At 65.7% G+C, this 22422-nt stretch carries 19 protein-coding genes; 13 read left to right on the top strand and 6 right to left on the bottom strand.

Annotation, left to right across the window (positions count from 1 at the left end; all coding sequences use genetic code 11):
• Positions 1-169 precede the first annotated feature (169 nt).
• From ACFWP0_RS04635 to ACFWP0_RS04620, 4 genes are all read left to right on the top strand, one after another.
• Entirely contained in the window at positions 170-946 is a 777-nt protein-coding gene (locus tag ACFWP0_RS04635) for a ferredoxin--NADP reductase (RefSeq protein ID WP_171663437.1), read from the top strand.
• A 386-nt stretch (positions 947-1332) separates the two neighbouring features.
• A complete protein-coding gene (locus ACFWP0_RS04630) occupies positions 1333-1941 on the top strand; it encodes a PAAR domain-containing protein (RefSeq protein WP_377840022.1) in 609 nt (202 codons plus the stop codon).
• Between the two features lie 40 nt (positions 1942-1981).
• Positions 1982-2404 carry a polymorphic toxin type 44 domain-containing protein gene (locus tag ACFWP0_RS04625; RefSeq protein ID WP_377840020.1) on the top strand — a complete coding sequence of 141 codons (423 nt, stop codon included), beginning with the start codon at positions 1982-1984 and terminating at the stop codon, positions 2402-2404.
• Between the two features lie 13 nt (positions 2405-2417).
• Positions 2418-2819: a hypothetical protein gene (locus ACFWP0_RS04620; protein WP_377840019.1), complete on the top strand. Its 402-nt coding sequence runs from the start codon at positions 2418-2420 to the stop codon at positions 2817-2819.
• Positions 2820-3253: 434 nt separating this feature from the next.
• Here ACFWP0_RS04620 and ACFWP0_RS04615 read toward each other — a convergent pair whose 3' ends face one another.
• The 3 genes from ACFWP0_RS04615 to ACFWP0_RS04605 are packed head-to-tail and all read right to left on the bottom strand — an operon-like array spanning position 3254 to position 5996.
• A complete protein-coding gene (locus ACFWP0_RS04615; RefSeq protein WP_377840017.1) occupies positions 3254-4216 on the bottom strand; it encodes a Bug family tripartite tricarboxylate transporter substrate binding protein in 963 nt (320 codons plus the stop codon).
• A 35-nt stretch (positions 4217-4251) separates the two neighbouring features.
• Positions 4252-4641: a hypothetical protein gene (locus tag ACFWP0_RS04610; RefSeq protein ID WP_377840016.1), complete on the bottom strand. Its 390-nt coding sequence runs from the start codon at positions 4639-4641 to the stop codon at positions 4252-4254.
• The gene (locus ACFWP0_RS04605) at positions 4638-5996 is read right to left on the bottom strand and encodes an acyclic terpene utilization AtuA family protein (RefSeq protein WP_377840015.1); all 1359 of its coding nucleotides are present in this window, start codon (positions 5994-5996) and stop codon (positions 4638-4640) included. The genes ACFWP0_RS04610 and ACFWP0_RS04605 overlap by 4 nt, the downstream gene beginning before the upstream one ends.
• A gap of 100 nt (positions 5997-6096) precedes the next feature.
• Between ACFWP0_RS04605 and ACFWP0_RS04600 the strand changes: the two genes are divergently transcribed.
• From ACFWP0_RS04600 to ACFWP0_RS04580, 5 genes are all read left to right on the top strand, one after another.
• Positions 6097-7011 (top strand): LysR family transcriptional regulator, encoded by a 915-nt coding sequence (locus tag ACFWP0_RS04600; protein WP_377840013.1) that lies wholly within the window; start codon positions 6097-6099, stop codon positions 7009-7011.
• 108 nt (positions 7012-7119) lie between these two features.
• The gene (locus ACFWP0_RS04595) at positions 7120-7506 is read left to right on the top strand and encodes a Rid family detoxifying hydrolase (RefSeq protein WP_057283095.1); all 387 of its coding nucleotides are present in this window, start codon (positions 7120-7122) and stop codon (positions 7504-7506) included.
• A 40-nt stretch (positions 7507-7546) separates the two neighbouring features.
• Positions 7547-9637 carry an ATP-dependent DNA helicase RecG gene (gene recG, locus ACFWP0_RS04590; RefSeq protein ID WP_377840011.1) on the top strand — a complete coding sequence of 697 codons (2091 nt, stop codon included), beginning with the start codon at positions 7547-7549 and terminating at the stop codon, positions 9635-9637.
• A gap of 77 nt (positions 9638-9714) precedes the next feature.
• Positions 9715-10665 (top strand): LysR substrate-binding domain-containing protein, encoded by a 951-nt coding sequence (locus ACFWP0_RS04585; RefSeq protein ID WP_377840010.1) that lies wholly within the window; start codon positions 9715-9717, stop codon positions 10663-10665.
• Positions 10666-10816: 151 nt separating this feature from the next.
• Entirely contained in the window at positions 10817-11317 is a 501-nt protein-coding gene (locus ACFWP0_RS04580) for a Dps family protein (RefSeq protein ID WP_377840008.1), read from the top strand.
• A gap of 105 nt (positions 11318-11422) precedes the next feature.
• Here ACFWP0_RS04580 and ACFWP0_RS04575 read toward each other — a convergent pair whose 3' ends face one another.
• The 3 genes from ACFWP0_RS04575 to ACFWP0_RS04565 all read right to left on the bottom strand — a co-directional run bounded on the left by ACFWP0_RS04575 (position 11423) and on the right by ACFWP0_RS04565 (position 17275).
• Positions 11423-13609: a capsular biosynthesis protein gene (locus tag ACFWP0_RS04575; protein ID WP_377840006.1), complete on the bottom strand. Its 2187-nt coding sequence runs from the start codon at positions 13607-13609 to the stop codon at positions 11423-11425.
• Positions 13610-13824: 215 nt separating this feature from the next.
• Positions 13825-15798 carry a hypothetical protein gene (locus ACFWP0_RS04570; RefSeq protein ID WP_377840005.1) on the bottom strand — a complete coding sequence of 658 codons (1974 nt, stop codon included), beginning with the start codon at positions 15796-15798 and terminating at the stop codon, positions 13825-13827.
• A 121-nt stretch (positions 15799-15919) separates the two neighbouring features.
• Positions 15920-17275 carry a glycosyltransferase family 2 protein gene (locus ACFWP0_RS04565; protein ID WP_377840003.1) on the bottom strand — a complete coding sequence of 452 codons (1356 nt, stop codon included), beginning with the start codon at positions 17273-17275 and terminating at the stop codon, positions 15920-15922.
• Between the two features lie 277 nt (positions 17276-17552).
• On the opposite strand from ACFWP0_RS04565, the gene ACFWP0_RS04560 reads away from it, so the two are divergent.
• From ACFWP0_RS04560 to ACFWP0_RS04545, 4 genes are read left to right on the top strand one after another with little or no spacing between them, the layout of a single operon-like run.
• The gene (locus tag ACFWP0_RS04560) at positions 17553-18326 is read left to right on the top strand and encodes an ABC transporter permease (protein WP_377840002.1); all 774 of its coding nucleotides are present in this window, start codon (positions 17553-17555) and stop codon (positions 18324-18326) included.
• A 22-nt stretch (positions 18327-18348) separates the two neighbouring features.
• On the top strand, positions 18349-19032 hold the full coding sequence (locus ACFWP0_RS04555; RefSeq protein ID WP_377840000.1) for an ABC transporter ATP-binding protein: 684 nt from the start codon (positions 18349-18351) through the stop codon (positions 19030-19032).
• A 49-nt stretch (positions 19033-19081) separates the two neighbouring features.
• Positions 19082-20254: a capsule biosynthesis protein gene (locus ACFWP0_RS04550; RefSeq protein ID WP_377839998.1), complete on the top strand. Its 1173-nt coding sequence runs from the start codon at positions 19082-19084 to the stop codon at positions 20252-20254.
• 27 nt (positions 20255-20281) lie between these two features.
• Positions 20282-22375: a glycosyltransferase gene (locus ACFWP0_RS04545; RefSeq protein ID WP_377839997.1), complete on the top strand. Its 2094-nt coding sequence runs from the start codon at positions 20282-20284 to the stop codon at positions 22373-22375.
• The last annotated feature ends 47 nt before the right edge of the window (positions 22376-22422 follow it).

The following is a 22422-nucleotide window of genomic DNA, read 5'->3' as shown; positions in this document are numbered from 1 at the left end:
CAATACGGCATAAGGGTATTACGGAATAATGAGAGCAGTTATCATCGAGACCCTGTAGAATAGGGTCAACCCTAATGCCGTCCCGCGTCCTTTTTGCGGCACGGAATGACCTCGCGGCGCAAGCCCGGCCTTCCGGCCTGGCCCCAGTCCCGCCCTTACTCAATACGACATGGCTGCTTTCAATACTGAGCGCGTACTAAGCGTGCACCACTGGAACGACACCCTGTTTTCCTTCACCACGACGCGTGATTCGGCCTTGCGGTTCCACAACGGCCACTTCGTGATGATCGGCTTGGAAGTTGAAGGCAAGCCCCTCTTGCGGGCCTACAGCATCGCCAGCGCCAATTACGAAGAGAACCTCGAATTCCTGAGCATCAAGGTGCAGAACGGCCCGCTGACCTCGCGTCTTCAGCATCTGAAAGAGGGCGACACCATCCTCGTCAGCCGCAAGCCGGTCGGCACGCTGGTCGTGGACGACCTGAAGCCCGGCAAGCACCTGTTCCTGTTCGGCACGGGGACCGGCCTGGCGCCCTTCATGAGCATCATCAAGGACCCGGACGTCTACGAACGCTTCGACAAGGTCATCCTGGTGCACGGGGTGCGCTGGGTCAGCGAGCTGGCCTACGCCGACTTCATTGAAAAGGAACTGCCGAACAACGAGTTCTTCGGCGACATCGTGCGTGAAAAGCTCGTCTACTACCCGACGGTGACCCGCGAGCCCTTCCGCAACCAGGGCCGCATTACGGAACTGATGGAAAACGGCAAGCTGTGCGCCGACATCGGCATTCCGCAGATCAACCCCGAAACCGACCGCGCCATGATTTGCGGCAGCCCGCATATGCTGGCCGACATCAGCGCCATGCTGGACAAGCGCGGCTTCACGGTGTCGCCGGGCGTGGGCCAGCCGGGCGACTACGTGGTCGAGCGGGCGTTCGTGGATAAATAAGCCGCATCGCGGCCCTGCCGTGGACTTGGTTGAACGGAATAGCAAAAAACCCATCGCAAGCGCGATGGGTTTTTTGCATGGGCGCCCGGCAAGTGCGTCCGGCATGGGTGCACCCCTATGGGCGCAAGTCCGCCGTTCTTCCATCCGGGGCTACCGCGACTTGCGAAATCCCAACCGCTCGAACCGCCCTGTACGAATTCGCATGCCGGGCGCTGCGGCGGGGGGCAGCCTACGAGGGCCGTCCCCTATGCCGACTTTCGATAGTTTGGCGGCGTGATTGCTCTACGGCTGCGGAAGTCGTTGATCGTTGTTTTCGGATTCTTCTGATGGTCTGGCCTCGCACCATTTGAATAGACTCAACACTACTTCAAATGTCTGGAGCAAACATGGCCGGCCGCCCCATCATTCGAATCGGCGACAGTACTTCCCATGGCGGGACTGTCTTGCAGGGAGTCAGTCTCTACACTATTGATGGCCGGATTGCTTCCGGATTGGGGCATCTGGTTAGCTGTCCGAAGTGCGAGGGAACGTTTCCCATCATGCAGGGGGTGGCCAGCTTCACGGTGGATGGCATTCCATTGGCGGTTGAGGGCATGCAGACTTCGTGCGGCGCGACGCTGATCGCCAGCCAGCGCATCGCGGTGCTTGATCCTGGCCCGGGTGGCGTTACTTGGGCGGGTAGCGTTACGGAAGGATTAGCGAATGGGTTTGTGGGTAGTGCAGGCACTGGCCTGCCATTATCCAAAGGGCTGCGGCAGGAGGCCTGTAGTCATCCTGATACCGTGATAGCTATTGCCGAGTACATCGTCGAGGAAATGAAGGCTAATCCGTTTTCCGAACAGGGGACGAAGATTGCAGCCGCGAATAGCGCAGATCCTGACGCGCAGACCGCCGAGTGGCATCAATTACCCTGGTATGCGCAACTAGGGGGGCAAGCCCGACTACTACGGCGCGGCAGCGGGCCAGAAGTCGGCCGCGTATGCGATGTGGGCTGAACGAGTTGCGCCCAACAGGCCATGGGACCACAAACCCATCTTGCGTGAGAATCTTAAAAAAAGGGGAGTCTTTAACGAAGGGTGGCAAAAGTACGGGAGCTACGACTATTTTTTTGACATATGGTCAAATATTCACTATGGCTATGTCGGCGTTGCGCTCGGGTTTAGCGCGGCAGAGTTAATCAATGGCGCTGGGCTAGCTCAGGCGCTGGATGATGCCTATCGAGGCCTTAGAAAGTTGGAACCTCTCTCCATGCAAGACCATCCCGGAAATGGTCCTTGGCCGGCTAGCGCGGATGATGTGCCGGATCATATTTCTATCAAACTTGGCTGTGATCTGTTCGTGGCGGCCAAACCCCACGAGCTAACGGTGGATCTACTGCTGCAACGTATTTCGGCCATACCGCTGCCTTGGGGGCTGGGTGAGGACAAGGCGAAAAGACCCCATAACTGTCATCGCTGATCCGAGGGATGCAATGCGTTTTCTGCTGAAATTTTTCGGCATTACCCTTGGGCTAATCGCGGCGTTGTGCGCAAGCATTGCGGTGTGGGGGGCGTTGTCACCGGTCGTGGTGTTGCACTATGAGAGCGGTGCAACTCAGCCTCTGGGGTATTTCTTCAATGACAATCTCCACATTACGAAAGCCGGGCTTGTGCCAGGAGAGACGGTTAAATTTCCCACGGCGATGTTCCCAGGCCCTGATATGTGGATTCTGCTCTCCTTTCCCTGGGAAGATGGTGACCACCTAGAAATAACCAAGCCATTCGATCGTATTGATGTATTCATCCGGCCAGGTGGAAAAATTGAGCGTACGGTGATCCGAAACCGCTTTTTCTCAAGGTTTACGGAACCTACAGCGCAATGCGATCCCTGTTAGTTTTGCTAATCATCCTCCTTAGTCCGATCATCATATTCATGACGGGTATCTTGCTGACCTTCCCCAGTGAAAGCCCTGATCGCCTGGAGCTTACAAAACCCTTTAGTCGGGTCGAGGTGTACATCGGTCCTGGGGCGAAGATTGAACGGACAGTAATACGCGAAGATTTCTTCGCCCGCTTCTGAACGATTGCGAAGGCTCAAGAGCGGGCGGTTTGTGCCCGTTTCCTTTTCTTCGCGTTGCATAAACGAAGCCCCGATACGGATTCTCCGATCGGGGCTTGTGCATGTGCGCCCGGCATTGACTCACTCCTGCGGTGCAAGTCCCGCCGAATCGCCCACTCGGGACCCGCTTACCGGGTCGCGTGGCAGGGGCACAGTGTATTGAGCCTGCCGCTATGCCGATTGAAGCGCCGGCGTCGCCGCCGGCTCGCCTCATTCCGGCTGGATGCCCGCCTTCTTGATGATGTCGCCCCACTTTTTGGATTCCGCTTGCTGGAACTGCGCCAGCTCGTCCGGGGTGGACGTGGCGGGGTCGGTGCCCGTTTGCGAGTAGAACTGCTGCGCGGGCTTGGTCTTGGTGGCGTTGACCAGCAATTCGTTCAGGCGCTTGACCACGTCGGGCGGCGTGCCGGCGGGCGCGTAGGCGGCGAACCAGTAGCCCATCTCGTAGCCCGGGACGCCGGCTTCGGCGATGGTCGGCACGTCGGGCGCCAGCGGCGAGCGCGCCTGGCCGGTGACGCCCAGCGCGCGCAGCTTGTTCGACTTGACCTGGGGCAGGCCGGTGGCCGTGTCCGTGATCATCATGTCGATCTGGCCGCCCAGCAGGTCGGTGACGGCGAGCGGGTTGCTCTTGTAGGGCACGTGCAGCAGTTGGACGCCTGCCATCTGCTGCAGCAGTTCGCCCGCGATGCGGCTGCTGGAGCTGCCGCTGCCAAAGCTCAGCTTGCCGGGCGATTGCTTGGCCTGAGCCAGGAATTCCCCGACCGTCTTGGCTTGCGAGCTGGGGTTGACGACCATGATCTGGCCGCCTTTGCCCAGCAGCGTCAGCGGCGCGTAGTCCTTGACCGGGTTGTAGGTCAGCGTCTTGTACAGGTGTTCGTTGGCGGCGTGCGTGGTGTTGGTGGTGATCAGCACGGTGTAGCCGTCCGGGGCCGCGCGGGCGCCCGCGGCGGCGCCGATCATGGCGCTCGCGCCGGGCTTGTTCTCGATGACCACGGCCTGGCCAGTCTGTTCGGTGACGCCCTGGCCGATGGCCCGGCCGATCTGGTCGGTGGCGCTGCCCGCCGCGAACGGCACGATGAAGGTGATCGGCTTGGCGGGGAATTGCGCCATGGCCGTCAGGGGTAGGGTGGCGGCCAGCAGCAGGGCCAGCCGGCCCTTGGAAGCGATGCGCATGTGTGTCTCCTGGTGTTTTTTTATGGGAACTGAAATCAGGCGGCCGCGGGGCGGTCGCCGGGTATGTCTGGCAGCCGGCTCGCCAGCTCGGGGCTGACCTCCACCGTCATGTCCAGCAATCTGAAAGACAGGCTCTTGCCGTGCGTGTCGAGGTTGAGGGCGTCGTTGACGCCGCCGTCCAGCACGCCCTCGAGCACGAAGTTCATGGCATGCAGCATCGGCAGCACGTAGCGCGTGACGCGCCTGGGGCGGCGGTAGGCGAACCAGGCCGCGACCCGCGCCTCGGTGACCTGCGCGGCCAGCACGTCGTGGCATTCGGGGTCCCAGGCGATGAGGCTCAGGTTCGAGATATCGCCCTTGTCGCCGGAGCGGCTGTGGGCCAGCCGGTACAGCGGGACGGCCAGGGTCGCGGGTTTCGGGCTCATGGCGCGATCTCCTCCAGGAAGTTCCAGCCGCTGTGCACGGCCTCGCGGGGAATGGTGCAGGACATCATGTTCAGGCGCGGGCGCAGCGCGGTGCGCACGCCGCCGCCGCCGGCCGGGCCGCAGGTGTACAGCGCCGTCACCTCGCGCAGCACGCGCTCGGCCTGGGCGCGGTCCGCATGCTCGCCGGCCAGCCGTAGCCGCACGTCGCGGGCGTGGCCGTCGGACAGGGCGCGGCGCATGTCGCCCGCGTCGTCGCCCAGGATGCTGATGGCGCCGATCAGGTCAGCGCGCAGCCTGAATGCTGAGCCCAGGCGCTGTTGCACGATATCGGCGGCCAGCCGCGCGCGCGCTTCGGCCTGCACGCCGGCATAGGAGATCTCCGCTTCGGCCAGCCAGCCGCCGCGATAGCACACGTTCACCTTGAGTTCGGCGGGGCGGGCATGGCCGGTGATGCCGCGCACCGCGACGCGGTCGCCGCCCAGCTCGACGACGTGCGCCTGGCTCAGGTCGGCCACCACGTCCGGCGTCAGGTAGCGGGCCGGGTCATGGACTTCATAAAGCAATTGTTCCTTCACGGTCCGGGCGTCCACGGCGCCGCCCGTGGCCGCGGCCTTGCCGATGACGAATTCGCCGTCGGCCTGGATTTCCGCAATGGGAAAGCCCGCGGCGTGCACGTCGGGCACTTCCTTCAGGCCGGGCACGCAGAAATAGCCGCCGGTGACCTGCAGTCCGCATTCGAGCATGTGGCCGGCCATGGTGGCGCGGCCCAATCGCGGCCAATCGGCCGGGTCCCAGCCAAAGTGCGCCAGCGCCGGGCCCAAGGTCAGCGAGGGGTCGGCGACGCGGCCCGCCACCACGATCTGGGCGCCCGCCGCCAGCGCCTGCGCGATCTCGGTAGCGCCCAGGTAGGCGGTGGCGCTGACGATGTCCAGGCCGTCCAGCGCGGCGCCCAGGCGCTCCGCCAGCAGGGCGCGGTGGGCGGGCGTGTTCAGCGCGTCGCCGTGCACCACGGCGATGCGCGGGACGGGCAGGCCTTGCTCGCGCGCCAGTTCGGCGATGCGCCGCGCCGCGGCGGGCGGATTGGCGGCGCCGAAGTTGCTGACGATGCTGATGCCGTGGCGCAGGCAGTCCGCCAATACGGGGGCGACCAGTTCATCGAGCAGCGGCTCGTAGCCGCGGTTGGGGTTTTCGTTGCGCGCCAGTTGCGCCAGCGCCAGCGTGCGTTCGGCCAGCGTCTCGAAGATCAGCGTGCCGCCGCCTTGCGCAGCCAGGGTGCGCACCACGGCCGCGGCGCCGTCGCTGCGGTCGCCGGAAAATCCGGAGGCGCAGCCTATGAGCAGGGGGGATTGAGACATGAGGGGTCCGGTCGGCAGTGCACAGGGTTACGGGCCCACTATAGGCAAGCGCCGCTCATCAGTAAAATAGAAAGATCGGATCAATTAATTCAAGAAAGCCATGAATCTATCCGCCCGGCAATTGCGCGCTTTCGTGGCCCTGGCCGATGAAAAGCACTTCACGCGCGCGGCGCAGCGCTGCCACCTGACGCAGCCCGCGTTCAGCGCCCTGATCCGGTCGCTGGAAGACAGCGCGGGCCTGCGGCTCTTCGACCGCAATACGCGCCATGTGGAGCTGACGGCCGAGGGCCGGGTGCTGGACGCGTCCGCGCGCCGCCTGTTGGCCGACATGGACCTGGTCATGGGCGACCTGCGCGACCATGCCGCACGCCGCCGGGGCCGGGTGGCGCTGGCCGCGCTGCCGTCGCTGGCGGCCGGCTGGCTGCCCGGCCTGCTGGCCCGCTTTCACGACGAGCATCCGGGCATTGTGGTGGACCTGCGGGACGCCTTGCTGGATCCTTGCCTGGACATGGTGCAGAACGGGGTGGTCGACTTCGCCGTGGCGTCGCGCCGCCCGGACATGACCGACCTGGACAGCGACTTCCTGCATGCCGACCGCTATTTCCTGGTGTGCCGCGCCGACCATCCGCTGGCAGGCCAGAGCCGGGTGCGGCTGCGCGACGTGCTGCGGCACCCCCTCATCCAGCTTGCGCGCGGCAGCAGCGTGCGCAAACATCTGGATGAGGCGCTGGGCGCCGACGCGCCCCTGCCGGTGTTCGAAGTCGAACATCTGGCGACGGTCACGGGGCTGGTCCGGGCCGGGCTGGGCGTGTCCGTCGTGCCCGCCATGACGCTTTTTCATTTCCGCAGCGACGACTTGCGCATCGTGCCGCTGGCGGGCCGCGCGCTGACCCGGCCGCTGTATCTGGTGCGGCGCAAGGGCCGCGGGCTGTCCGTGGCGGCGCAGGCGCTGGTTGAACTCTTGATCGCGCATCGGGGCGATATCGGCGGCGCGGGCCATCAGGCGGATGCCTGAAACCCGTCTTAGGCCATCTCTACGGCCAACCGCCACTTTCGCAAATGTCTATTGCTGTTTAAACTTCGATAGTTGTAGCTTCTATCCGTCACCTGAAGGATTCCGCCCATGAGCAAGCAAATCATCCATACCGACGCCGCGCCCGCCGCCGTTGGCCCTTACTCGCAAGCGGTTGCCGTTAGCGGCACCAAGACTGTCTACCTCTCGGGCCAGATCGGCCTGGAGCCGGGCACCGGCGACCTGGTCTCCGAAAACTTCGACGCCCAGGTGCGTCAGGCTTTCGCCAACATGCAGGAAGTCATCACCGCCGCGGGCGGCACGCTGGACAACGTCGTCAAGCTCACGCTGTTCCTGACCGACCTGGGCAAGTTCACGGCCGCCAACGCCATCATGGCCGAGATCATTCCCCAGCCGTTCCCGGCGCGCTCGACCATCGGCGTGGCCAGCCTGCCCAAGGGCGCGCAGTTCGAAGTCGAAGCCATCCTGGTCCTGTAAGGACGCGCCCGGACGTTTCATTCCAGGGGTTCGTTCCTTCATGCCGGCCGCGGCCGTGGCCTCCAAGCGACCCGGCGCCGACAAGAACGGCGCCGGCAAACCGATGACGGATACAGAGCGCAAGCTCCGTAACCTGGGCTTGGTGCTGCCCGAGGACTTCGCGCTGCATCTGCCGCTGCGCTACGAAGACGAAACCCGCGTGATCCCGATCAGCGCCCTGCGGCCGGGCTATGCCGGCCAGGTCGAGGGCGAGATTACCAAGTCCGAGGTGCAGTACCGGCCCCGGCGCCAACTCACCGCCACCCTGGCCGACGAAAGCGGCGAACTGCAGCTGCGCTGGCTGAATTTCTATCCCAGCCAGCAAAAGCAGATCGCCGTGGGCAAGCGCCTGCGCGCCCGCGGCGAGGTGCGCGGCGGCCTGTTCGGCCGTCAGATGGTGCATCCCCGCATGACCAGCGCGGACGCGCCGCTGCCCACGGCGCTCACGCCCGTCTATCCCACCACCGAAGGGCTGCCGCAGCTGACCCTGCGCCGCGCCATCGCGCAGGCGCTGGACCGCGCCGACTTGTCCGACACCTTGCCGGACGAGGCGCGCGCCCGCTACGACCTGCCGCCCTTCGAGCCCGCCATCCGCGCCTTGCACACGCCGGCGCAGGGCGAATCCGAACAGGCCCTGCTGGACCGCGTGCATCCCGCCTGGCGGCGGATCAAGTTCGACGAGCTGCTCGCCCAGCAGCTGTCCCTGGCGGCGGCGCGCGCGGCGCGCCGTGTCAAGGAAGCGGAATCCCTGCCGGTCCAGACGCGGGCGGGCGGACTCGTCGCCAAGCTGTATGAGACGCTGCCGTTCAAGCTGACCGGCGCGCAAGAGCGCGTGGTCCAGGAGATATCCGCCGATCTGGCCAAGCCGTATCCCATGCACCGCCTGCTGCAGGGGGACGTGGGCAGCGGCAAGACCGTCGTGGCCGCCATCGCGGCCGCGCAGGCCATTGCCGGCGGAGCGCAGGTGGCGCTGATGGCGCCCACGGAAATCCTGGCCGAACAGCACTTTCGCAAGCTGGTGTCGTGGCTGCAGCCGCTGGGCGTGAATGTCGCCTGGCTGAGCGGCAGCCTGAGCGCCAAGGCCCGCCGCACCGCAGCGGCCGCCGCCGCCGACGGCAGCGTGCAACTGGTGGTGGGCACGCAGGCGCTGATCCAGGACCATGTCGAATTCCACCGGCTGGGCCTGTCCATCGTGGACGAACAGCATCGCTTCGGCGTCGGCCAGCGCCTGGCGCTGACGCGCAAGGGCGAAACCGTGCGCGGGCGCATCGTGCCGCATCAGCTCAACATGAGCGCCACGCCCATCCCGCGCACGCTGGCCATGACCTTCTTCGCGGACCTGGACGTGTCCGTGATCGACGAGCTGCCGCCGGGCCGCACCCCCGTGGTGACCAAGCTGGTCTCGGATGCGCGGCGCGAAGAAGTGATCGCCCATATCGCCCAGGCGGCGCGCGGCGGCCAGCAGGTGTATTGGGTCTGTCCGCTGGTCGAAGAGAGCGAGGCCCTTGAACTCCAGACCGCCGTGGACACCTATGAAGGCATGCGGGCTGACCTGCCGGACCTGCGCATCGGCCTGGTGCATGGCCGCTTGCCGCAGGCCGAGAAGGCCGCCGTGATGCAGTCCTTCCGCGAAGGCGAGGTGGACCTGCTGGTGGCCACCACGGTCATCGAGGTGGGCGTGGACGTGCCGAATGCCTCGCTGATGGTGATCGAGCACGCGGAGCGCTTCGGCCTGGCGCAGCTGCATCAGCTGCGCGGGCGGGTAGGGCGGGGCACGGCGGAATCGGTGTGCGTGCTGCTCTACCAGACGCCGCTGTCCCAAGTGGCGCGCGAACGCCTGCGCGCCATGTTTGAAACGTCGGACGGCTTTGAGATCGCCAGGCGCGACCTGGAGCAGCGCGGGCCGGGCGAGTTCCTCGGCACGCGCCAGTCGGGCATGGCGCTCTTGCGCTTTGCGGACCTGGAGACCGATGCCGCCATCGCGGAAGACGCGCGCGACGCGGCCGTCTGGCTGAGGGCCGAGCACCCGGCCGCCGTCGAGGCGCACCTGGCGCGCTGGATGCGCGGCCGCGAGGACTTCCTGCGCACCTGACCATGTCCGCCACGAAACTTAATCCAGCAAGCGCCGGCCGCAGGGCCGGCGCATAACCCCCGGGGGCGTAGTCCACCATGACTCTCACCGAACTGAAGTACATCGTCGCCGTCGCGCGCGAACGGCATTTTGGCCGCGCGGCCGAGGCCTGTTTCGTCAGCCAGCCGACGCTGTCGGTCGCCATACGCAAGCTGGAAGACGAGCTGGGCGTGACGCTGTTCGAACGCGGCGGCGCCGAGGTGGGCGTGACGCCCATCGGCCAGCGCATCGTGGCGCAGGCGCAGAAGGTGCTGGAAGAGAGCGCCAGCATCAAGGAGATAGCGCGCCAGGGGCACGATCCGCTGGCCGGGCCCTTGCGCGTGGGCGTCATCCACACCATCGGCCCGTACCTGCTGCCCAAGCTGGTGCCGGTGCAGATCGGGCGCACGCCGCAGATGCCGCTGCTGCTGCAGGAGAACTTCACGGTCCGCCTGGTGGAGCTGCTGCGCCAGGGCGAGATCGACTGCGCCATCATGGCCTTGCCGCTGCCCGAGGCGGGCCTGGTCATGCAGCCGCTCTACGACGAGCCCTTCGTCGTCGCGGTGCCCAATGACCACGAGTTTGCGCAGCGCAAGGCGATCGACGCGCAGGACCTCAAGCAGCAGACCATGCTGCTGCTTGGCAGCGGCCATTGCTTTCGCGACCAGGTCCTGGAAGTCTGCCCGGAACTGTCGCGCTTTTCGGCCGCCAGCGACGGCATCCAGCGCACCTTCGAAGGCTCGTCGCTGGAAACGATCCGCCATATGGTGGCCGCCGGCATCGGCGTGACCGTGCTGCCGGTCACGGCCGTGCCCGAGCACCCGCCCTCCAATAGCCTGCTGCGCTATGTGCCTTTCGACGGCCATGTGCCCGAGCGCCGCGTGGTGCTGGCCTGGCGCCGCAGCTTCCCGCGCCTTGCCGCCATCGAAGCCCTGGCCCAAGCCGTGTATGAATGCGAGTTGCCTGGCGTGAAGATGCTGGCGGGCGAGGTCGCGGCGGTGCAGGATTGATTCGCGCCACGCCCGGGAGCGCCGGCAGAACCAGGATTTGCGCCGCGTCAAAAGGTCGCGGGGCATCTTGAGATTCGCGGCGCCTTCATGGCGGTTTCCTCGTGTTTGCAGTGGTATCCTTGTTTCGTACTTTTATCCATAGGAGCTAGCAATGGCCAAGTCCACCAAGAAGATCTCGAGCGTTCCGCGCATCAACATCGGTATTTCGGACAAGGACCGCGCCGCGGTCGCCGGCGAACTGTCCAAGCTGCTGGCCGATTCCTACACGCTGTACCTGATGACGCACAACTTCCATTGGAACGTCACGGGACCCATGTTCAACACGCTGCACCAGATGTTCATGACGCAGTACACGGAAGAGTGGAACGCGCTGGACAGCGTGGCCGAACGCATCCGCGCCCTGGGCCACTACGCGCCGGGCACCTACCGCGAATACGCCAAGCTGTCTTCCATCGCCGAACCCGACTCGGTGCCGGAAGCCCTTGAGATGGTGCGCCTGCTGGTCAGCGGCAACGAATCGGTCGCCAAGACCGCGCGCGCCGCTTTCGAAAAGGCGGATGCCGCCAACGACCAGCCCACGGCCGACCTGCTGACGCAGCGCCTGGACGTGCATGAAAAGAATGCCTGGATGCTGCGCAGCCTGCTGCAATAAGCGCGGCCCGGCCGCCTTCGGCGGCGCCATGCAAAAACCCCGGAACCTTGCGGTCCCGGGGTTTTTTTCCGCCTGTTGCCAGGCGGTCAGGCCGTGGGCCCGGCTTTACGCGGGGCTGCCCTGCAGGAAGCGGTCCAGGATGCGCCGGCTTTCGGCGACGTTGCCGTTCTTGAGGTTCTGCATCGCCAGTTCGATGTTGGCTTCGCGGTCCATCGGGCTGGCCTGGATGACGCGCTGCGCGCTGGCGATGACGTCGTCCGGATTGGCCGAGCTGGTGCGGCGGGCCAGGAACTCGCGCTTGTGCGCATCGGCCAGGGAGCGCTGCAGCGAAATCAGGCCCTGGTACGACGGATCGATGGACTGGATGCCGTTGATCGCCTCTTCGGCGTCGCGCAGGCGTTCCTCGGTCAGGCACTTGCGGAAGCTGCGGGCCAGCGCGCGCAGGCACTTGTCGATGTGCTCATGGGCGCTGGTGAGATCCATCGCGCCGCTCTGCGACAAGCGGGCGTACACCTTGGCGGCCGCCTGGTGCGCGCCAAGCTGCGTCAGCCGGGCGGCGGCGAGGGTGGCGGTGTCGCTCTCGGCGGGCAGCGGCGAGTTGGCCAGGCGCTGCCAGCATTCGATCGCGGCGCGGGCGTGCCCTTGCGCCTGCAATTGCTTGGCAGCGCGCTGCACATAGCGGGCATCAACGGGCTTGAGCGAGGCCAGGCGTCCCAGCAACGACACGGTTTCCGTGCTGTTCTGGTATTCCGGGAAGGTCTCGTAGGCCTTCAGCAGGCGGCGGTAGGCCTGGTTGATGTGGTCCTCCTCGCCGTCCTCTGCCGTTTGCGGCAAGGATTGCAGCGCGTAGAAAGCGCTGAGCGAGGGCAGCAGCGCGCCGACGCGGCCGGTGCGCTTGACCTCGCGCGTGGCCCGCTTGAGCACCGCGGCGCGCGCGGCTTCCAGGCTGGCCTTGTCCACGGAGGGCGTGTCGGCCAGCGCGTTCACCATGTTGGCGGCATCGGCCAGCGGAGTGAACGAGCGGGTGGCAAAGCGCAATGCGCGTTCGGCGTCGCCCGCCGCGTACTTGCGGAAAGCCGCTTCCGCCTGCTGGTTCTGGCCCAGCTTCGAATGGACGCGGCCAAGCAGCAGCGCGGTCTTTTCGTCGCTTTCCTTATCCAGCGATTCGGAAGCCCAAGCCTGGGCGGTGTCGTACTCGCCGACCTTCATCGCGCCCTCGGCGGCCTGGCGCAGGATGAAGGCGCTGCGGTTGCTGTCGATCGACAGGGCGATGGACCATGCGTCCAGGATGTCGTCGGTCTGCTCCAGCGCGGTGACGGCGCGGGCGCGCAGCACGTAGGCGGTGGGACTGCCGTTCTTCAGTTCGATGGCGCGGTTGGTCAGGAGCAGGGCGTTGTCCCATTCCAGTTCCTTGGCGGAGGCCTTGGCACGCTCGATGCACTGCTTCCAGTCCAGCGGGTCGGCGGCGTTCGCGGCGGTCTCCGCGCTGCCGTTGCCCAGCAGCTTCTCGCAGATCGCGCGGCCCACCAGCTTTGCGAAAGCCGGGGTGTAGTGGGCCGTGTCGCGGCCTTCGTCCGGCATGCCGCGGCTTTGGCCGAAGTGCGCCAGCAAGGAGCCGGGCTCCACCAGGGGAATGCCCAGCGTGTTGGCGGCCAGCTTGATGGTCTCGACCATCTGCGCGCGATCGGCGATGGGCTGGCCATCGGCGTTGATGGCGTTGCAGTGGGTGACCAGCACGAAGCCGTTGCCCAGCAGCTGCTGGACGATCTTCAGATCGTCAAGGATTTCCTGGGCGTTCTGCACATGCAGCACCGTGTTGGTCAGCGCGTGCTGTACGTGGTCGGGCACATGGGCGAAGCTGGGCGCCTGCTCCAGCGCGGCGCGGCGCTTGGCCAGGGCCTCGCGGGAAGAATGGTCGAAGAAGATCTTCAGCAGTTCGGGGCAGAAGTTCAGGGCTTCCTTGAAGCGCACCAGCTGCAGGAACTTGCCGTCCAGCTCCAGCACCTTGGTCGAGCTGATTTCCACCACGTAGCGGGTGCCTGCGATGTGGGCGTGCGCGGGGTTCGATTCGCGCAGGGGCTCGCTCGAAATGAAAGGCCATGCGCTTTCCGGCAACGTGGCCTCGCCGCGCATGTAGCGGATGGCCTGCACGGTTTCCTTGGTGTTGTGCGTGAAACCGTATAGAAGGCGATTATCCAGAACGAAGTTCCGCTGCGCCTGGAGTTTGGTAAGGGGGCCTGCCACACGGCAAGATCCGATCGTTGAGATAATCACTGGTCGATACTCCTTCATAACATCAGGGCAAAAAGATACAGGAAGCCGGAGGCGTTCCCGCGGCCGGGTCGTGAGTATGCGTAACTCACTTCAGCGTCCCGCCCGGCAGAAGGTAATTGGGCGCGGATGACAGGACGCAATATAAAAAGAAGTGTTTCAAATGCGGTTTCGAAATAATCAAATAAGCGCGGGATATTAATTCGAGCGTGATTCCCGATTATCGCGCGCGCATATCACGATATTTTCATCTGAAGCAGGCGGGGCTCCGTCCGGACGCCCGGGCGGTCCAGCGGCTGCGGCTTTGCGGCCTGCATCAGGAAGTCGTCCAGGGCCTGTTCCAGCGGGGGATACTCGTGCGACAGGCGCTCGCGGGCGCGCTTGCCCATGGCCCGCAGCGCCTCGCGGTCCTCCAGCGTCTCGAGCACGCGGTGGGCGATCTCGGCGGCGCTGCGCGAATAATCCAGGTGCAGGCCGCCTTTATCGGCATCCACCAGATCGGTATAGGCGGAATTAATGCCCACGGCGGGGCAGACGCCCAGGGCCATGCATTCCAGCAGGCCGACGGTGGGCGGCAGCGGCGCGATTTCGGCGCGCGTCGGAAAATAGGGGAACAGGGCCAGCTCCACGCGCGTCAGCAGTTGTTCGCGCGAGACCAGGTCGCCGATATCGGGCACGAACAGCAGTTGCTCGTCGTGCAACCCGATCGATACCGCATGGCGGTGCATGGTGGCGGCGGATTTCTCGTCGCTCAATACCAGCAATATGACATCGTGGCGGCGCAGCGCGATTTCGGCGTAGATGTCGATGATCGCCCGGGCCATGGCGGGGTCGGGATGGTCATCCGTCAACGCCAGCACCCGCTTGCCTTCCAGCGCCTGCAGCGCGCCCTCGATTTCGGGCGCGGTGGCCTTGCGCGAGCGGCCGGGCGGCAGGGGCAGGGGCGGCAGAATGGTGGCTTCCTGGGTGCCGCCCAGCAGTTGCTCGGCGGCGTTCTGCATGGCCCGCGATCCCAGCGCGACCAGATCGGCGTCCACGATGGCCTCGGTGACCAGCTTGAGTTCCAGGCGCCCGCGTTCGGACAGGGAGTGGTTGCCGGTGGCCTTCTGGAAGTAGTCCAGCCCCAGCAGGACAAGGCCGTAGGGCACGCGCAGCGTTTGCGCGGCGTTGCTGGCCGCGATGGCGCAGCGCACGCTGTTCCAGGCCAGGACGGCGCGCGGAGGCTGGCTGACGGTGGCCGCCAGCACGGCCTCGGACAGGGCCGAGGCCGCGTCCTCGATGGCCTGCGTCTGGCCGGGTTCGGTCCGGACCGCGCGGTACATCACGCCGTCCAGGACGATGTCCGTGTGCGCCAGTTCAGCGCGCAGGTGCGCGTCGGCGCGCGCGGTGTCGTCGTTGGCCAGGCTGATGACGCACACCGAGCCGTAGCGCTGATGCAGGAGCGCGGCGTGGCGGTGCAGCGCGTTGCTGGCCGCGTTGCGCCCATGCAGCAGGGACACGGGGGAGACGATCACGATCGGACCCGCGGAGCCGAAGTCCAGGGTCTGGCGCGGACGCGGCGCGCGCTTGCGGGCGCGGCCCATCAATTCGTGGGCGTTGCGCACGCGGCGGGCGCGATGCTGTTCCGATGCGCTGAGCTCGACGCCCGCGCCTTGGGCGCATTCGAGCAGCTTGGCCGGCGCGGTCACCAGGCCCGCGTCGTAGAGGCTGAACGCAAGCTGGCGCACGTGCGGCGCGTCGGGCCCCAAGGTCAGCAGCTGCTCGACGATCTGTTCGGAGATGTGCGGATAGCTGGTGCGCGCCCACTTCGCCACTTCGCAGAACACCTTCACCTTGGTCTGCGTGGGCCAGGGCTGCTTGGAGATCCACAGGATGATCTCGGGATCGCGCACGCGGCGGGCATGGTCCAGCGCCTCCTTGATGGCGCTGGCCGTTTCCGCCGGCAGCGCGGCCGGGGCCTGGCGCTTGGCGACGGGCATATGGCGGCGCTGGCGCTTGTGCGCGTCCGACAGCCTGAACAGGCGCAGCGGCAGCATCACATAGTCGGTGACGCTGCGGGCGCGCGTGACTTCCATGCCGAACTGCCAGGTCAGCGTGCGCTCCTGGCGCGCAAGCAGCTGATTGGATTCGCGCAGCAGCGCCTTCACGCCGGCCAGGTCCTTTTCGGCCTGGAGGCGGGCGGCTCGCTCCTGCTCCAAGCGCGCGTGCATCAGCTCGTTTTCCTGCGCCAGTTGTCGCAGCCGTTCCGGTTGTGCGACGCGATGCGCGGCGGGTTCAACGGATTGAGAGAGGGGCAAGGGTGCGGTGCTCGGTGGCATGGAATCCTAGTACTCAAAAAGTGGCGGCCTGGCCCTGCGCCGCCAGTTGGCGGTGGCGGCGGATCCAGGTCTCGCGGTAAGCGATGCGTGCCCGGCGGCCCGCCGCGGTCGCCAGCCCGGAGTCCGGCGATTGCGTCAACGACCCGGCGCGATGCAGCGCCAGGGTATGGACGTCCGGCGTGCGCAGCAGCGCGGGCTTGCCCAGCCGCAAGGCGATGCGGTGTTCGTATTCCTCGTCCGCGCCAAAGCGCGACTCGTCGAAATCGCCCACCGCCTGTGCGGTCGAACGGCGCATCATGAGCGAGCAGGGGTTGTGGCGGACAAAGGGGTAGATGCGTGGTGCGGCAAGGCGTCCATCCTCCGTGATTCGTATCAGTCTGCTGACCGTGGCGGCCGCGCCGGACTGCTCCAGCGCAGCAAGCTGCGAGGAGATGCGGTGCGGCAACATAATGTCGTCGGCGTCCAGGAAGGTAATGAATTCTCCCTTTGCCAGGCGCAATCCAATATTCCTGGAGGCGTAGGCCCCATTATTGGGAAAGCGATGTGCAGTTATACGCGGATTCTCGCCGGCCAACTGCCGCATTTGTTGGAATGTGTGATCCGACGATCCGTCATCTATCGAAATGATTTCAACATTAGGATAGTTTTGATTCAGCACGGAGCGCAGGGCGGCTCCGATGAAAGGCGCCGCATTGTACGCACAGATAATGACAGAAACCAGCGCGCCGCCGTCCCGGTCGGATGGCGGTAAGTCCCCGTTTTTCCCCAGGAAATCCCGCATATCCAGGGGGCGGTCATCGCCATAATCGGAAATGCACGCATCGGTTAACAGAAATTTCAAATGTTGACGGGCAAGCCGGAATTCGCCGGCATGGCTGTGCAATGCTGCAAGAATTGCATGCAAATCCTTGGATTTCTTAATGTCTGGCGCCATCCGGCCAGCCGCGGCGAAGCCCGCGCCGAGGTTGCCGGCCGCCAGCGCGAAGGCCGCCTTCAGGTCCCATTCCCCCTCTGACAGCCAGGCTGACGCCGCCGTGGGATCGAGCCGCGCCAGGGCCAGCGCGTACTGGCGCCGCTCATGATCGGAGACCCGTGCGCGATAGCGGCGGGCGTCCAGTTCGAGGGGCGTTCCGGAGACCTCCAGCCGGGCTCTCTCGCGCGCGAGGCGAAATTCAGCCAAAAAAGGGTCGGATGTATCCGAGGATGTCAGAAATAATCCAATTCTGTTGAGAAAAACGGCGTTTCCAGGCCATTTTTCATAGAGCTCATGGGGCCGCAGGGCCCGCGTAAGCCTATGTACTTTTCTTTGATAAATATTGAACAGGTGGTTAAGCAATATCTGGTCCGTGGCGGCGGGACGCCGCTCCATCGGGTAGGGGTCCGTCCCTGTGAGCAGGGCGGCGGCGCGAAGAATATCGATTAATTATAGGGCTGCGTATACCTCATTTATTTGTCAGTCTTGAATCCGGCCACGATTGATTTGATTTGATAAGTATTGAAATCAACCCGGCTTTGCGCGGCTCTTATCATTCGTTCCGATTTTCCGGTTCGCCGTTCGAGCCGGGCTCAAAACACTATTCAGGTCCTGGCCGCAAGCGCGGCCGATTATCGGGAGCGGGTTGCATGATTCAAGGCGGAGCGGGCGGGTGAGCGCGACGGCGTTGCAAGTACAGGTGCGCGTGGTGCTCTCCCTGATCTTCCGGGAGACGCGCGTGCGCTTCGGCGGAACGCGGCTGGGCTACCTGTGGGCGCTGATCGAGCCGATCCTGCACGTGGCGGTGCTGTCGGCCATCTACATGGTCTGGGGACGGATATCGCCGATGGGGAACCTGCAGATGTTCTTCATCACGGGGATCATGCCGTTCTTCCTGTTCAGCCACACCTCTTCGCAGCTCTCGCGCGCCATCTCGTCGAACGCGCAGCTGCTGCGGCTGCCGCCGGTCACGAACATGGACATCGTGTTCGCCAAGGCCCTGCTGCAGGGCCTGACGTGGATCATCGTCTTCTTTATCCTGCTGTTCATCGTGATGCTGGGCGGCAAGCTGATCCTGCCCGAGCATGTGGAGGAGTGCGGAGCCGCGGCCTTCTTTACGTTCCTGCTGGGCTTTGGCATCGGCCTGAACAACGCGGTGCTGAACGTGATGTTCAAGTCGTGGGAGCGCATCTACAGCGCCGTCACGCGGCCGCTGTACCTGTTGTCGGGCGTGTTCTATCTGGTGGACTCGCTGCCCGACCAGGCGCGCCGTGTCCTCGTCTGGAATCCGCTGGTGCACGCCATCGAGTGGTTTCGCGAGGGCTACTTCGCCAACTTCAGTTCGCTCACGCTCGACAGGTCCTATCTCATCAAGTGGTCGATTGCCAGCGTGGTCCTGGGCCTGTGCATGGAGCGCGCGTTCCGGCGCCGCCTGCACTCCCGTTGATCCCGCGCGCCAGAACACTGTCATGGAGGGCAATTTGCTCGAACTGAGGCACATCTCGAAGGGGTTCCGCTCCAAGAAGGGCATCAAGCGGGTGCTGGACGATATTTCGTTCACGTTCCGCGAGGGCGAGAACATGGCCATCCTGGGCGGCAACGGCTCGGGGAAATCAACGCTCGCCCGCATGATCTGCGGCATGGAGTTGCCCGATTCCGGCCGGGTGCACCGCAATGCCACGGTCTCGTATCCGCTGGGCTTTGCCGGGGCGATCAGCCCCAACATGACCGGCCGCGACAACGTGCGCTTCGCCGCGCGGATCTATGGCGCGGACGTGGCGCAGGTGGAACGCTTCGTATACGAGTTTTCGGAGCTGGGCAGGGCATACGACCTGCCGGTGGTGACCTACGCCAACAGCATGCGGGCGCGCCTGTCCTACGGCATCTCGATGGCGTTGAAGTTCGATGTCTATGTCGTGGACGAGATGGTCGCGGTGGGCGACCCCGCCTTCAAGCGCAAGTGCCTGGAGGTCTTCGCCGAGCGCTCCAAGGACGCCACGGTGATCATCGTCTCCAGCGTAACGACGTCGCCGTCCCGCTTCTGTTCGGTCGGCATGATTTTGCAGGACGGCAAGCTGAGCGAGGTGGCTCCCATGAAGGACACCGTCGCCCGCTATGCCGCGGCGCCCCAGGAGGCGGCCGCGGCCGTCTGATTCCACGCCGCCCGCGGGCGCCGTCCATTGAACACCTACGAGTAACAAGATGACGAGTACGGAAAAAGTCTATACAGGGCCGCGTTTGCCCGACAACACCACGCCGCCCACGATGAGCCGCCTGCGCTGGTCGGCCATCGCGGTGATCGGCGTGCCCGCCTTGCTGCTGGCGCTGTACCTGTTCTTCATCGCCGCCGGGCAATACGTGTCGGAAGCGCGCTTTGGCTTGCGGGCGGGCTCGCAGACGCAGGTGGCGGGCGCCGGATCGCAGAGCCACCCGATGGCGGGCGGCGCCGGCATGACGACCGAGCTGTTCGTCGACTCCTTCGCGGTGGTGGATTACGTGAAGTCCCGCCAGATCGTGCAGGAACTGGATAAGAAGCTGGACCTGCGCAAGATGTGGTCGGCCCCGGCGCTGGATTTCTGGTACGGCATGGACAAGGACGACACGGCGGAAGGCCTGTGGCGCCAATGGAACCGGATGGTCGACATCCAGTTCGACATGTCCACCGGCGCCATCATCCTGAAGGTGCGCGCGTTCTCCGCGGAAGAGTCGCTGGCGCTGGCGCAGGCGATCCTGGAATCCAGCGAGAAGCTGGTCAACCAGATGTCGGTCAAGTCGCGCGAGGACAGCGTCCGCTTTGCCACCGAAGAGGTGAGCCTGGCGGAGGAGCGCCTGGTGGGCGCCCGGGTCAAGGTGCAGGAGTTGCGCGCGCGCACCGGCGTGCAGGATCCGGTCAAGGAAGCCGAGGCGAACCTGGCCCTGTCGGCCAAGGTGCGCGGAGACATCGCCACCGTGGCGGCGGAGCTGGACGCCCTGCGCGGCGGCGGCTTGTCGCGCGGCCCGGCCTACGAGCGGGTCGAGGCGCGCTACGAGGCGCTCAAGCGGCAGCTGATCGCGCTGAACGACCATCAGATCAGCGGCGGGCGCGAGACCGACAAAAAGGGCGCGCTGTCGAGCCTGCTGCGCGAATACGAAGGCGCCGAGACCCAGCGCCAGTTCGCGGAAGCCTATTACACCGGCGCCATGAAGGCGCTGGAGGATGCGCGGGCGCTGGCGTCGCGCCAGGTCCTGTACACGGTGATCTCCTCGCAGCCGCAAATGGCGGACGAGTCCCTGTATCCGCGCCGCATCGTCGACACGGCCTTGGGCATCCTGGCGCTCTTCATTCTCTGGATCGTGGGCGTGCTCGTCGTGTACGCGATCAAGGACCACGCCTGAGCGGGCGGCTGACACAGGAGGTAAGGCATGTTCTCCCTGCTTTCCAAACTACGCCGTCCGCGGCGCGCGGACACCGGCGAGAAGGCGGCCGGCGGCAACGCGCCGCCCGCCGTGGCGGTGTCCGACCGGCTGGCGGCGGCCCTGGCTGACGCCAGCGACGACCACGCCGAGCCGGAGCGCGACCTGCTGCAACGGGCGCGCCACGCGCTGGAATCCCGCATCAAGGCGGGCGATCCGCTGGGCGCGGTCCCGGAGCTGCTGGGCTATGTGCAGCAGCATCCGCAGACGGAGCTGTTCCAGGTGCTGGTGGCGCGCAGCCTGGAAGCCGCGCACCGGCCCGACGACAGCCTGCTCGTGTGGCGCGGCATCCACCAGAGGTTTCCCGACTCGCCCGACGCCTTCATCCTGATGCTGCGCGGCGTCAAGCGCCAGCTGGGCGCGGACGCGGGCCGCAAGGAAATGGAGCTGTATTTCTCGGGCGGCAGCGTGGCGGCCAAGGACATCCTGCTGGAGGCCAAGAGCTGGGACGAACTGGGCGATGCGGCGCAAGCCGACGCCTGCTTCGCGCGGCTCACCGAGGCGCATCCGCGCTTTGAGAACGGCTATGCGGCCTGGGCGCAGTCGCTGGTGCGCCGGGGCTTCCCGTGGCGTGCGCGGCAGGCGCTGGAATCGGGAATGAGCGTGCTGGGCGAGTCCGGGCGCAAGCTCTCGCGCCGCCTGGGCGACCTGAATGTGGACCTGATCGCCTTGCGGCGGCTCGGGGTGGAAGGGGAGTCCGGGGATATTCCGGTCAGCATTCTTGTGCTTGAAAGGCTGTTCGAAGAGATCGGCCGCCGGCGCAACGCCGAGTACGAGGCCTTCGACGAGTCGTTTGTCGGGCCTGTCCTGATGATCAACGGTTCGCTGGGCGCCGGCGGCGCCGAGCGGCAGTTCGTCAACACCGCCGTGGCGCTGCAGTCCGCCATCCAGGAAGGGCGCTCGATTGCCGGATATCCCGTGCTGGGCCCCGTGCAGGTGGTGTGCCGGTCCTTGCGCAGCCGCGAAGGCGCGGACTTCTTCGCGGCCGCCCTGAAGGAAGCCGATATCCCCGTCGCGGTCTATTCCGACATGGAGGCCTGGGGCGGATGCGAGGTGTCGTCGCTGCTGGCCATCTACCGCGACTACCTGCGCTTTCTGCCCAAGCAGATCGTCGAGGGCACCTCCAAGCTGACGGATGTCATGCGCGCGTCGGTGCCGTCGGTGGTGCATATCTGGCAGGACGGCTCCATCTTCGCCACCGCGCTGGCGGCCCTGCTGGCGGGGGTGCCGCGCATTGTGCTGTCGGTGCGGACCATGCCGCCGGTGGATCGCCCGGACCGCTACCGCGTCGAGTACGACACGATCTACCGCGCGGTGCTGGGTATGCGGGGCGTGGCCCTGAGCTCGAATTCGAGCTTCGCGGCCAAGCGCTATGCGGACTGGCTGGGCCTGGACGAGCGGCGCATCCCGGTGGTCTACAACGGACTCGCGCCGCTGCCGCCCACCCAGGACGAGGCCTGCATGCGGATGTGGCGGGACTTCAAGGCGACGGCGCCGGACGACGGCTTTGTCTTTGGCACCGTCATGCGCGTGGACGACAACAAGCGCCCCTTCCTGTGGGTCGAGGCCGCGCACCTGTATGCGCAGTCCAACCCGGATGCGCGCTTTGTCATGGTCGGCGGCGGGCCGCTGCTGGAGCCGGTCAAGGAATTTGCGCAGCGCCTGGGCATGGACGGCCGCATCCTCTTCACGGGCATTTCCCGCCGCGTGGGCTTCTGGCTGACGCACTTTGACGCCTTCATGCTGCTGTCCCGGTTTGAGGGCCTGCCCAACGTGCTGATCGAGGCGCAGTTCTCGGGCGTACCCGTCGTGACCACGCTGGCCGGCGGCGCGGGCGAGGCCGTGCAGGAAGGCGTGACGGGCCTGACCCTGCCCAGCGGCGAGGTGGAGGCGGCCGCCGTGGTGCGCGCCATGGAACGGATGCGGGAAATGTGCCGGAACGATCCGGAGATCGGCGAGAAGGCGCGCGGCTGGGCCACGGCCCGTTTCTCGCTGGAGCGGATGATCGCGTCCACCGTCAATTGCTATGTCAATTCCTACTAGTGCCGGACAAGGCGGAAACCGCGAAGCCTTGCGGCTTTTTCGCCCTC

This window comes from Achromobacter sp. NPDC058515, assembly GCF_042721735.1.
Classification (GTDB): Bacteria; Pseudomonadota; Gammaproteobacteria; order Burkholderiales; family Burkholderiaceae_B; genus Achromobacter.
The sequence above is the reverse complement of the archived record's forward strand: the minus strand, read 5'-3'. Positions and strand labels throughout refer to the sequence as shown.